Raw genomic sequence first — 12,796 nt, forward strand, 5'->3', positions numbered from 1 at the left:
TATGTTAACAACTTTTAAAGAGGAGATGCAACGCTACAGCTGGGAAGATGTTCAAGCGCAAATCTATGCAACAGGTATAGAACAAGTTCGTTCTGTCTTGCTGAATCCTCAAAGACAATTGTCAGATTTTCTAACGCTCTTGTCTCCAGCTGCAAGTCAGGAATTGGAAAGCATGGCTCAGCTTGCTCAACAAATTACTCAACAGCGTTTTGGTAAAACCATTCAACTCTATGCCCCCCTGTACTTGAGCAATGAATGCCAAAACATATGTACCTACTGTGGGTTCAGCATGGATAACTCGATTAAAAGAAAAACATTGACCAATGCTGAACTTGTATTAGAAGCCATTGCCCTTAAAAGCAGCGGAATCAATCATGTATTATTGGTTTCTGGGGAAGCCAACAAGACCGTAGATACAGCCTATTTTTTGCAGGCCATAAAAGTATTGAAACCCTATTTTGCCAATATATCGATCGAGGTGCAACCTCTATCTACTGCAGAGTATCAACTATTGTACGAAGCAGGTGTTCATGCGGTATTGGTGTATCAGGAAACCTACCACCAAGAGGTTTATAAAACCTATCATCCGAAAGGTAAGAAATCAAATTTTGAATACCGACTAGACACGCCTGACCGCATCGGACAGGCTAATATTCATAAGATTGGATTAGGCGTACTGTTGGGATTGGAAGATTGGCGTGTGGATAGTTTTTTTAATGCATTGCATATCGATTACTTGCAGAAAGCTTATTGGAAAACAAAATATTCGGTATCCTTTCCTAGATTAAGACCTGCTCAAGGATCTGTAGAACCTAATTTCATTATGGAAGACAGGGATTTAATGCAACTCCTTTGTGCTTACCGCATTTGGAATCCTGACTTAGAAATTTCTATTTCTACGCGAGAAAGTGAACACTTCCGAAATCACATAATTCCGATAGCCGTTACGAGTATGAGTGCCGCCTCTAAGACTAATCCTGGTGGATATGCTGTGGATCCTCAGTCCTTAGAACAATTTGAGATCTCTGATGAACGTAGCTTGGCTGAGTTTAAACAAATCATCCAACATGCCGGCTATGACCCTGTTATGAAAGATTGGGATGTGGCGTTTAATAATTCCATATAATGATTGTTAATGAAATCTAAAGATAGTTTCTCGAGATATAGCCGACAGATATTCATGGAGGAAGTTGGAATAGCGGGCCAACGTAAGATTATGGAGGCTAAGGTAGTGATAGTTGGTGCTGGTGGATTGGGATCGCCAGCGATCCAATATTTGGCGACAGCGGGAATAGGCACATTAGCGGTAATAGATGCCGATGAGGTGGAAATTCATAACCTGCAAAGGCAGGTTATTCATACGGAAAACTATATTGGTCACCCAAAAGTGCATAGTGCCACGCAATTCGTCCAAACTATTAATCCTGATATTACCTTCATCGCTATACACAAGCGATTAGATCAAGGGAATGCTTTTGAACTATTGAAAGATTACGATATTATTTTAGATTGCTCGGATAATTTTGAGACCCGTTACCTCATCAACGACACCTGCATATTACTTCAAAAACCCATCGTATATGGGAGCATTTTGTCTTTTGAAGGGCAAGTGGCTGTATTTAATTATCAAAGCAGTAAACAGCTGAGAGATCTGTTTCCTGCTCCTCCAGATGATGCCGATAATCAAAATTGCGATCGCTTGGGTGTATTAGGACCATTAGCAGGAATAGTAGGCAGTATGATGGCACTGCTGACCTTAAAAATGACCCTAAACCTTCCTGTCGAGACAAATCAATTAACTGTCATAGATTCGCTGCATTGGAAATTTCATTTAATTGAATTTTAATGCAGCCCATTTAATTATTTTTAGTAGCTTGATGCTTCATTGAATATCAATTAGTTAGACTGAATGAAAAGAATAATTCCCATCGAAGGACCCTATAGACTCAAAGCTGTTGTTCAGAGTGATGCAATCACGATATTTAACATCATTCAACGGGAACGTTCTTACCTGTCTGATTGGCTTCCCTTCATACAATTCAGCAAACATGTTCAGGATACAAAATCGTTTATCGCTCATGCGATACTTCAAAGAAATGCAGGAAAAGATTTTCTATACAAAATATGTGAAGTAGATAAACTAATTGGACTCATTGGTACAAAAGATACGGATTATTTTAACAAACATACGGAATTAGGATATTGGATATCCCAGGAATATCAAAGCAAAGGAATCACAACGAAAGCAAACTATTCCCTTATAAAAGAACTATTTGAAGACTTAAAGATGGAAAGAATCCAAATTTGTTGTGCAGTGGGTAATGAGAAAAGTATAGCTATTCCTAATAAATTAGGATTTACATTCGAAGGTATACGTAGAAATGGGGAATGGGTATCTGAAAATAAATATAGAGATTTGAAGATTTTCTCCCTATTGAAAGTTGAATTTAACACCCAACAATAGCTGATGGTTAATTAGTTATACACACAAACCATCAGCTTATATCGAGTTATTTTATTTCTTTTTAGCTTCCTTCATAGGATTAGTTGCAGAAGACTGTCCTCTTACTACACTTCCTTGATTTTGAAATATCTCGAATCTGGAAGGATTAGCTTGTCTAGGCCAGGCATTATTAGATTCATCTATATCGGCAGTTTCACGATAAGGATCCAATTTGATGGCTGTTACTTCTTTACTCTTAGCAAACACTTTACTAACCTCAAGCTCATTTTTACGCCAGATATAAGCAGGAATTCGATCAAGTTCCTTAGAACCATCTGCAAACGTCCACTCTATAATTAATGGCATCACCAGTCCGCCATTATTCTTAAAGTTCAACTCATAAAAGCTGATTTTTCCATCGAATATATCCTTAGCCTTTTGATCCAGGCTTTTGTAGAAATTCTGGTATCCAGCCTCATCACTAGGTTTCACTGCAAAACGATCCCATTTATTGTAAAAATCCAATAAAGAAGTATCTTTCTCCACTAAAAACTCCAAGTTCTCTGTGATATTCCGTTGTCTACTAATGGTATTTAAATCTTTATCAAATGCCTCTTTCCCTTCCTTGGCTGTCTTCAGTGGATTGGCGCCGGTCATGCTGTATTGCGTCACATTTTCCAAGGCAATTTCAACAGCATCTGTTCCAAAGAACCAACCTCTCCAAAACCAATCTAAATCCACAGCAGATGCATCCTCCATCGTACGGAAGAAATCCGCTGGCGTAGGGTGTTTAAATTCCCAACGTCTTGCGTATTCTTTGAAAGCATAATCAAACAGCTCTCTACCCATAATGGTTTCTCTTAATATATTTAATGCTGTTGCAGGTTTTGCATAGGCATTCGGACCAAATTGCACTATATTTTCCGAATTGGTCATTATAGGTTCCAATTGATCCTTTGGCAATTTCATATAATCAGCAATTTTATGCGCTGGCCCACGACGCGAAGGAAAATCCTTATCCCACTCTTGTTCTGCTAAATATTGTAAAAAAGTGTTTAATCCTTCATCCATCCAAGTCCACTGACGCTCATCAGAGTTCACAATCATGGGAAAAAAATTATGCCCAACTTCATGGATAATTACGCCGATCATCCCATATTTAATCGCTTCTGAATACGTACCATCCTCATCTGCACGTCCATAATTGAAACAAATCATTGGATATTCCATACCATTTGCGGCCTCTACTGAAATAGCCACAGGATACGGATATGGAATCGTGTATTTAGAATAAACCTTCAAGGTATGCGCAGTTGCCTTCGTAGAATACTTTCGGTATAGCGGATAAGCTTCTGGCCCATAATAAGACATGGCCATCGGTTTATTTCCTTCTACCCCCTCATTTACCTTCATAGCATCCCATACCAACCTTCTAGAAGACACAAATGCAAAATCACGCACATTCTTTGCTTCATAAACCCAAGTCTTTTTTGTCTTAGACTTATTTTGCATAGCTTGTTTAGCTTCGTCTAAGGTCACTATTTCTATAGGCTCTTTCGTTTGCTGCGCTTGCTTCCAACGATTCATTTGTGTAGCATTCAAGACCTGCGCATAATTCTGGCATTCTCCTGTTGCGCCAACAATATGATCACTTGGAACGGTAATATTCACTTTATAATCACCAAATGCTAAAGCAAACTCACCTCTACCAGTAAATTGTTTATTTTGCCAACCTTGAAAATCTGAGTAAACAGCCATCCGTGGAAACCATTGTGCGATCGTATATAGGTAATTATCATCTTTTTGAAAATATTCCAATCCTCCACGACCACCTTCCACCATTCGATCGGATATTTTGTAATTCCAATCAATATTAAACACAAATTTTCCACCCGGTTTAAGGCCCAATGGTAATTCAATACGCATCATCGTGTAATTGATGCTGTACGTTAGCGCTTTATTGCTGGCATCGGTTACCTTCAAGATATTGACACCAAAACCCTTCTTCTCTGGAACAAAGCTTTTCAATTGATCAACAGACATGCGGGCATTTAAGGTGCTTTCGTCAAAAATCTTATTCTCAGCGTTATCGGCATGTTCATTTTCATCCAATTGCAACCAGAGGTACCTTAATTCATCCGGTGAATTGTTGGTATAGGTTATTGTTTCAGAACCCTTAAGGATTTGGTTAACTTCATCAATTTCCGCATGGATTACATAATCCGCTTTTTGTTGCCAATACATAGATCCTGGTGCACCAGAAGCAGTTCTGAAAATATTTGGATCACTAATTAATGAGCCCAATTGCTCAAACTTATTACCGTGATTAGATCCAGGATTATTTTGTGCATAAACCAAATTAAAACTACCGCTAGTCATTATGGCTAAGGCTACAGAATTGCAAAGTAGGTTTTTTATTTTCATAGAGGTATACGTTCAAGTGCCATAATAAATGATATTCCAATAACGGCTGATGATAAAAAGAAGCTCCAATCCCGTTGCGTAACTCGAAATATTTTAAGCATCAATTCTGAAAGTAAGATAGCAAAAAATACAATTAAAAGTTGACCGAACTCCAGTCCGATATTAAAGGATAACAAAGGACCTACGATATTGGTTTCTTTTCCTAATAAAGATTGTAAATAATTTGAAAATCCAAGACCATGAATTAACCCAAAAAGCAAAGTAATCACATATAAATAAGTGACGCTTCGTTGTTTTCTACGCTTTGGTAGATTGTATAATGCAGTAGCCAATATACTTACTGGAATTAAAAACTCTATCCAAGAACTATTAACTTGAACGAATTTAAATGCAGCTAATGCTAAGGTTATGGAATGACCAACAGTAAAAGCGGTGACTAAGATTAAAATCTTCTTCCACTCTTTGAGGGTATAACTGCAACATAAGACTAAGACAAATAAGATATGATCATATCCATTGAAATCTAAAATATGTTGCCAGCCTAATTGAAAATAAATAGAAAAGTCGCTCATTTTTTAGGAAATGTAATGCTTTAAACAAATTTAGCATAAATTTCCTAAGGAGGAACTTCCTAGAAGCTAAAATTAGAAATATAATTACTTCAAAGAATCCTCCAGCCTATTTCTATTGCGTGTGATATTGGAAATTTTCAAATTATAATTCCATTTTTAAGCATCATACCCCCTATAAAGCCACATCAAACACAATCATATTCTTATAAAGCACCTGAAATGAAACTAAGAAAGAGCTTCTTGACATATTTTCATAGAAAAACCCCCTTATTTTAGATCTTACCTTAGCCTTAGTTAACCATTCGGATTTTATTACCTAACAAATCTTTATAATAGTCCTTCAAAAAGGTTATTTGGCATAGAATAAATTCATTAACTAGGTAATTTTCACAGGATATCATTGAAAATTCAAAAAGTGCAACACCTAAAAAAACAAGCCTGTATATAAAAGCGATATATTTCCATTAAAAATTAAAATGAAATGGATCCTCCATCATGCATTTACTTAGGAGCTTCGTTAAATTAAATAAAAGATACCTCCACAATAAAAATGACCAAAAAAAAATAATCGTCCTATACCAACCAAGCTTCACTAAAAAAGAATTAATTTAGCTTTTAATAATAACACAGTTAGTCCTAATGCGCAGAACCTATCTAAAATATATTTTTTCCATTACCTTGATTTTATCATTCCTACAGCTCATGGCACATCCTTTTTATGTGAGCATCACCCAAATAGATTTCAATCAAGGAAAGCAGCAATTGGAATTTTCCACCAGCATTTTTTTTGATGATTTGGAAATTGCATTGCAAAATCACTTCAAGAAAAAAATCAATGTGATCAAGCCTATCCATAAAGCAGAGGTTGATTCCATTATCTCATCATACTATAAGCAACAAGTGAAGGTCCGAATCAATGGACAAGTTCAAAAGCTTCAATATGTGGGCTATGAAATTGATAATGATGTCGCTTGGTGTTATTTTAAAATTTCAGCTGTAAAACAAATCCAAAAATTAGAAGTGGTTAATCAATTATTATATCAGGACTTTAAAACACAAACGAATATCATTCACGCAACAGTAAATAAAGAAAGAAAAAGCCAGAAATTAGATAATCCTAAACGAATAGTGGAATTCAATTTTTAAGGATTACAGGCCGAAGTAGCGAGGGCTAAAAACACAAAATGCTTTTCGATTAGAAAAAGCACATCATTTTTAATTGTTTGACTTGTGTTAATTAGAAGGTTAACTTTTTTTGTTAACACTTCTAGGGTTGTTGTTGTTTTCTGGATTTGAATTTACAAATCCCCAATTAGTTACATAATAAATGTAAGGGTTTCGAATTAATTTTTGTTTTTTCATATTATCTAATTTTATCATATATATTAACCTTTCTTTTATGATTACATGCAATATAACAAAAATTGAACCAATATGCAAATAATTTACGCTATTAACTATAAATGACTCTTAATTGACCAGTAAAACACTTGGCTAAATTCTATCCCCACCCGATCTACTTAATTTCGCACTGCGCTATGTTTATGGATAAACTCACTCGGTGAACTGTGAAGTATATGTTTAAACACACGATTAAAATGTACTACGGTATTAAAACCACATAAATAGGCTACTTCTGAAATATTCTCGGTAGATCGATTGATCAATAATTGACACGCTTTTTCTATACGGATTTCATTTAAAAAGGTAACATACGTTTTCATGGTATGTTTTTTAAAGTATTTACAAAAAGCAGACGGTGTCATGTGAATTAATTGAGCTACTTCGTCAATGCCTATTTCTTTATTAAAATTATCCAAGGTATACCGAAGCACTTCATTGATCCGCACACCAACCTTATCGTTGAAGAACGTCTCGTGCAGGCCGGAATATAAGGATATCAAATTACTTTCATGTTGGAGTAAATATTCAAATATTTCAATGACTTTCATCAGCTTTCCTAATCCTTCCGTCTGTTGTAAATTCAAAAACTTACCCTTTATAGCCTCACCAAATTGTTGGTCTAACTTTTTCGAAGAATTTAACTGTTTAAAGAAATCACGTGTTGGATTTAATTCCTGCAATTCGAAAAATGAACGTAATTTATCCAATGCCACAAAAATATGAATCGCATGTATGGATTCCCCGGCTACACCTTCATTGATAAAAATATGGGGATCATTCGCTTTTAAAATATATATTTCATCCTCAAAGAAAGGCTGTATCAAATTACCAATAACTACAGAACCTTTCCCTTTAATGATATAAGAAATCTGAACTTCCTTATGCCGATGATAATGACTATAAAACTCCTCACGGAAATCCTCTTGAATATAAAATGACCCTGTGCCAGATGCAGGCACAGTAAATTCTATTGGATGTTTCACTTCCCTATTTTTTATTGCTTCCATAATGCTTTTGCTATTGCAGCTTTCTGGTTGAAAAACCTGCTCAGATCCAAAAACTCATAATTTAGTTTGAACAAATATATTAAATAAATTTAGGGAACAAAGAACATGTGAACGAACCTGGCGAATTTCGATGGTAATATTGGTTAAACAAGGATTTAATTGCTGAAACCACGACTTCATCATCTTACCGCAATTAATTTAGAATTCAACACCACTTGTTCTACCTGGTCTACATTATTGATTTGATTAACTAAAATACGAACACTTTCTTCTGCCAACTTTTCGATAGGCTGTTTAACATGTAAAATAGGGTGTTCAAAGAAATCATAAACTTCGCTTGCATCAAAGCACAAAACATGCATATCTTTCGGAATCTGTAAGCCTCGTTGCGTTAACAATTTCAATCCAGCTATGGATAGCGTATTCGTACTAAACACCAAGGTATCCCATTTCTTATCATTCAAAACTTCTTCAATCACTTCTTTCAATTCTTCAGTTTGATTAAAGTAATCGATCTCAAACACCTTAACATCCTGACCCTGACTTGCTTTAAGAAAACCTAATTTTCGATCCTGCATATGTTGCAAATTACTCTTATAGGTGATCAAAGCCATGTTCGTTTTTCCTTCTTCTTTCAAATGAATAACCGCATCAAACATGGAATAGTAATTATCCGTGATTACATAATTGGTTTCAATAGTTTTAAAACAACGGTCGATGAGGCACAAAGGCATTCCCACTTGGCGGATATACTGAATCGTTTCTTCCGAATGATCTGCTGGAGAAATGATAAAACCGTCTACTTGTCGTTTCATAAAGACATCCACTAACTTTTTAAGTTTCTCCGGACTTTCATCCGAACTTCCCATGATTGTTGTCAATCCAAATTTACTAGACTCGTCTTCAATACCTCGGGCTATCGTTGCGAAAAATGGATTTGAAATATCAGCCACAATCAACCCAATGGTATTCGTTTTACCAGTCTTTAAACTTTTAGCGATATGGTTAGGTTGGTAATTTAATGCTGCCGCAGCTTCCCTAATTTTTTGGGCAGTATCTTTTCCCACCCTTCCTTTTTCTTCATTTCCACTTAAAACATAAGATACTAATGCGGTGGAAACTCCCACTCGCTGAGCTATATCTTTTAGTGAAACCTTCTTTTGCATAATGCTAAATTTTAAATATTCAAATTTTACTTTGTTTGGAATATCGCAGGACCCCAATGGTCCAGTATACGGTTATACGCCTCTGCTGCTGCACCATTTCCCCAATCGTATATCGTAAATTCTCCGATTCCTAAACCCTCGCGATTGGTTTTCCCATCATGTCCATAGTTTTCCATCATGAAACCATAATCTTGTGCACCTAAAAAAGGCCATCGTTTTTGCCACTGCTCTTTGGTTTTATGATTTTCTGGACAGTACATTAATACAAATGAAGCTTTCAATGCTGCAATCCCTCGTTGTATATAATCCGTACGGTTCAATGTTTTGCCATAATTCATAATCAATTCAGCAAATAGACTTTGTCTCGAATCGTTCCATTCCGCATCGGCATTCATCACCCCAAATCCTCCAAATGCTTGTATATGGATATAGGGCGGTTGCCATACTGCCTGCCATAGCAGTAATTCGTCTAATACCTGTTGTCCTAAGGGAAGATAGCGCTTATTTCCAGTAGTTGAATACGCCTGATAAAGTGCCTGAGCTAAATAATAGATACTTAAGGTATTTTGTTTAAACATATTATTTCGCTCCACTTTTTTTCCCACCAATTCTTCAGAACCGTAGCGACTACAAGACCAATACGTTTCAAAGTCTTCCCATTGACCCAAGTTCTTATTGGTAGCTACCACGGCATCTATAGCCTTAAGCGCTGCTGATTTATATTTATCCTCTCCCGTTAATTCATACAATTGCAATAAAAAAGTACAAGACATGGCAGATTCTGGACTACGACTCAGCACTTGCATATCCTTCTGAGTGACCAAATCCAACCAGGCAGGAAAAAAACCATCAGCTCGTTGAATTTGAATTAAAGCATCTCCATATTGCCGTGCATAATGCAGTAATCGTTCATCTTTTTCCAATTCTTTAAACCATGAAAGCATCAAACTGGCGGTATAACTCATGTCCAATACATGATAAGGGGCTTGTTTAGGATCTCCCGTAAATGGATTTCTGTTTGAGTTTCCAAAATAATACGTATTCCAACCCATAGACCGCCAAAATTTGTTATTCCCTACCGGTACTTCATTCATCTCCGTAGCAATTAGGCCCGAAAAAAAACCATTACGCTGCGGAAAAGATAAAGCTAATTCTTTTGTTTTTAATGCATACAATTTCAATTCTTCCAGATTCCAACGTTGGGCATAACGCATCAAACCAGAAGCAGAACGCAATGAATTGAACCAGGCTTGGTTCCAAATGGATCTAAACTCGTGCTCATTCACTTCTCCTGGGTAATTGGGGCTTTGCGTAACATTAACAATAAAAGTCGGTGCGCCCACAGTTTTTCCAGCCAATTCAAATTCCTGCCATACCTGTTCTTTCCAATGCTTAAAGGCCCAATCATAGGTATGTTTCACATATTCTTCCATGGAAACGCTTCCTAAAGGCTCCTGTTTCAGCCATAATTTCGATCCCCAAAAATCCCACATCACTTTATTTACTCGCCCAAATGGGTTGTTAAGAACCGCTTTAGCATTATCTATTACTAGATAAGCCGCATACTCATATTTCCCTGGTTTAAAATAAGTCGTAGGCATTTTTTCATAAAGCACATGATCGGTAATTTTTGCATCTGCAAAGCCCAGTACTAACTTATTTTCTTTTGCATTCATGTCCATAAACCAATCCACCTTGGGTATTTCGGCTAATAAATCTACATCGGGTATGATGGATAAAAAATGCTTACTATCGGTCACTATCATCGCTGCTGAACGAAAAACATGCTGATTAATAATGTGATTAGCTGTTGGAGTAAGGTGTGGTGCCCAATGAAATTGAGGTTGAAAGTTAGGCTCAATCACAATATCCCAAGATGTTAAAGCTAGTGCCGTTTTCAATTCCCAACTGACCTTTAAACGGTATACATTTTTTGAAATTAGGGTAAGCTCACAAGAAGGAGTTACCTCCTTGATGGGATCTACACTAATTTTGGCAATATATTGCTTTAAGGTCTTAGGTAGTTCTATTTGAAGCCCTTTACCCAACAATGCATGGGCGCACAATAACGTTATTCCGGTTAAAATAAATCTAAGCATGATATGGACTTCTTGGGCTTTTTTTTCGTTAATGGTACAATTGTTCCCCTAATTGCTGATATCGATTAAAACGAAATTGATATAATTCCGCTAATCCTTGATTCGGCGTATAGGTTTTTTCAAAACCTAAACCCATATGTTTCATCGCCTCTGCCAGGTTTGTGTGAATACCCGCAGCGGTAGCAGCCAACATACAAGCACCTAAGGCACAAGTTTCGTTGGATTGGTGCACACGAATTGGTCTTTGCAAAACATCAGCTAATGTTTGCATGACATAACTTGATTTCTTAGCAATGCCTCCTAGAGCTGTTACACTCGATATAGGAATTCCTTGCCTTTCTAGATCTGCTACGATCGCTCTGGAACCAAAACAAGTTGCCTCGACCAATGACTTGAAAATATCTACAGCATTACTCCCCAAAGAAATATCAACTATAGCCCCTTTCGCATATGGATTGACAAATGGGGTTCTTCTTCCATTCAACCAGTCTAGGGATATGGGATCTGTTTTCTTTATTTCCAATTTGCTTGCTTGTGTTGACAATTCCATTAAGATGGTATCAGAAATCTGATTGAGCTGTTCGGGGCTTAACCCCACCTCTGGTCCCATATGCTGTAGTGGCCATAGCAACACCTGTTTAAACCATTGATAAACATCACCGAATGCCGATTGTCCTGCTTCCAGTCCAACTAAGCCTGGCACGATCGAGCCGACCACTTGGCCACAAATCCCTTCTACTAGCTTACCTTGTAGTTCTTCCTCAGAAATAACTATCATATCACAAGTAGAGGTTCCCATGACTTTACACAGCTGCCCAGGTTCTATTTCAGCACCAATCGCTCCAACATGCGCATCTATTGCTCCTACTGCGATTAATACCTTGCTCGATAATCCAAACTGCTCCGCCCAATGTTCAGACAAGGTACCCGCCAGTTCATTGGCTTCAAAAACCGCATGGTTCATGCGATCATAAATAGCTAAGATACCTTCATCCAATTCTTCAAAAAAAGCGCGCGCTGGATAACCCCCAAATGCCTTTGCCCACAAGCCCTTATGGCCTGCTGCACATACATTTCTTTTTATTAAATCGGCATCTTCACCTCCAGTTAACCAATAGGGCAACCAATCACTTTGCTCTACCCAAGCATAAGTCGCTTGGATGACTTGTGGATCATGCCTAGCAACATATAATAATTTGGACCAAAACCATTCTGAAGAATAACTACCACCTACATGGCTTAAATAATTAGGTTCAAACTTTTTTGCTTTTTCATTTATTTCCATAGCCTCTTGTATGGACGTATGGTCCTTCCATAAAAAAAACATGGCGTTCGGGTTATCAGAAAATGCAGGATCTAACGCTAGCGGTAATCCTGCACGATTTACCGCCACAGGCGTTGACCCTGTCGCATCTATGGCAATCGCCATAACCGATGCTTTTACAGGCTCAGGTTGTCCTGCTAGACAGCCCATTATACTTTCCTTTAAACTTTGGATATAATCTTGCGGATGTTGCCTAAATTGCTGGTTTTGTGGATCGCAATATTTTCCTGTTTTCCATTGTTCGAAATAAGAGACTTTGGCTCCTATTTCTTTTCCATTGTAGGCGTCGACCAATATCGCACGTACAGAATCGGTTCCAAAATCTACTCCAATCACATAAGCTTCTTTCATATGCTC

Annotated in this window: 10 protein-coding genes; 4 read left to right on the plus strand and 6 right to left on the minus strand. The window is 37.2% G+C overall.

All coding sequences use genetic code 11. The features are described from left to right. Window position 1: 1 nt before the first annotated feature. The 3 genes from thiH to ACFRAE_RS00515 all read left to right on the plus strand — a co-directional run bounded on the left by thiH (window position 2) and on the right by ACFRAE_RS00515 (window position 2,464). The gene (thiH, locus tag ACFRAE_RS00505) at window positions 2-1,126 is read left to right on the plus strand and encodes a 2-iminoacetate synthase ThiH (RefSeq protein WP_422795152.1); all 1,125 of its coding nucleotides are present in this window, start codon (window positions 2-4) and stop codon (window positions 1,124-1,126) included. Window positions 1,127-1,135: 9 nt separating this feature from the next. Further along, entirely contained in the window at window positions 1,136-1,846 is a 711-nt protein-coding gene (locus tag ACFRAE_RS00510) for a HesA/MoeB/ThiF family protein (protein ID WP_422795153.1), read from the plus strand. 63 nt (window positions 1,847-1,909) lie between these two features. Continuing rightward, window positions 1,910-2,464: a GNAT family N-acetyltransferase gene (locus ACFRAE_RS00515; RefSeq protein WP_422795154.1), complete on the plus strand. Its 555-nt coding sequence runs from the start codon at window positions 1,910-1,912 to the stop codon at window positions 2,462-2,464. Window positions 2,465-2,515: 51 nt separating this feature from the next. On the opposite strand, the gene ACFRAE_RS00520 is transcribed toward ACFRAE_RS00515, so the two are convergent. Next, window positions 2,516-4,867 (minus strand): M1 family metallopeptidase, encoded by a 2,352-nt coding sequence (locus tag ACFRAE_RS00520; RefSeq protein ID WP_422795155.1) that lies wholly within the window; start codon window positions 4,865-4,867, stop codon window positions 2,516-2,518. Continuing rightward, the gene (locus ACFRAE_RS00525) at window positions 4,864-5,439 is read right to left on the minus strand and encodes a HupE/UreJ family protein (RefSeq protein ID WP_422795156.1); all 576 of its coding nucleotides are present in this window, start codon (window positions 5,437-5,439) and stop codon (window positions 4,864-4,866) included. The genes ACFRAE_RS00520 and ACFRAE_RS00525 overlap by 4 nt, the downstream gene beginning before the upstream one ends. A 702-nt stretch (window positions 5,440-6,141) precedes the next feature. On the opposite strand from ACFRAE_RS00525, the gene ACFRAE_RS00530 reads away from it, so the two are divergent. Then, window positions 6,142-6,585 (plus strand): DUF6702 family protein, encoded by a 444-nt coding sequence (locus tag ACFRAE_RS00530; RefSeq protein WP_422795157.1) that lies wholly within the window; start codon window positions 6,142-6,144, stop codon window positions 6,583-6,585. A gap of 374 nt (window positions 6,586-6,959) precedes the next feature. On the opposite strand, the gene ACFRAE_RS00535 is transcribed toward ACFRAE_RS00530, so the two are convergent. The 4 genes from ACFRAE_RS00535 to ACFRAE_RS00550 form a co-directional block, all read right to left on the minus strand. After that, a complete protein-coding gene (locus ACFRAE_RS00535; RefSeq protein ID WP_422795158.1) occupies window positions 6,960-7,850 on the minus strand; it encodes an AraC family transcriptional regulator in 891 nt (296 codons plus the stop codon). A gap of 179 nt (window positions 7,851-8,029) precedes the next feature. Next, window positions 8,030-9,016, minus strand: a complete 987-nt coding sequence (locus ACFRAE_RS00540) for a LacI family DNA-binding transcriptional regulator (protein ID WP_422795159.1) — start codon at window positions 9,014-9,016, stop codon at window positions 8,030-8,032. A 26-nt stretch (window positions 9,017-9,042) separates the two neighbouring features. After that, window positions 9,043-11,115 carry a hypothetical protein gene (locus tag ACFRAE_RS00545; RefSeq protein ID WP_422795160.1) on the minus strand — a complete coding sequence of 691 codons (2,073 nt, stop codon included), beginning with the start codon at window positions 11,113-11,115 and terminating at the stop codon, window positions 9,043-9,045. A 28-nt stretch (window positions 11,116-11,143) separates the two neighbouring features. After that, entirely contained in the window at window positions 11,144-12,790 is a 1,647-nt protein-coding gene (locus tag ACFRAE_RS00550; protein ID WP_422795161.1) for a ribulokinase, read from the minus strand. Window positions 12,791-12,796 lie beyond the last annotated feature (6 nt).

This window comes from Sphingobacterium sp. HJSM2_6, from assembly GCF_049316305.1.
Taxonomy (GTDB): Bacteria; Bacteroidota; Bacteroidia; order Sphingobacteriales; family Sphingobacteriaceae; genus Sphingobacterium.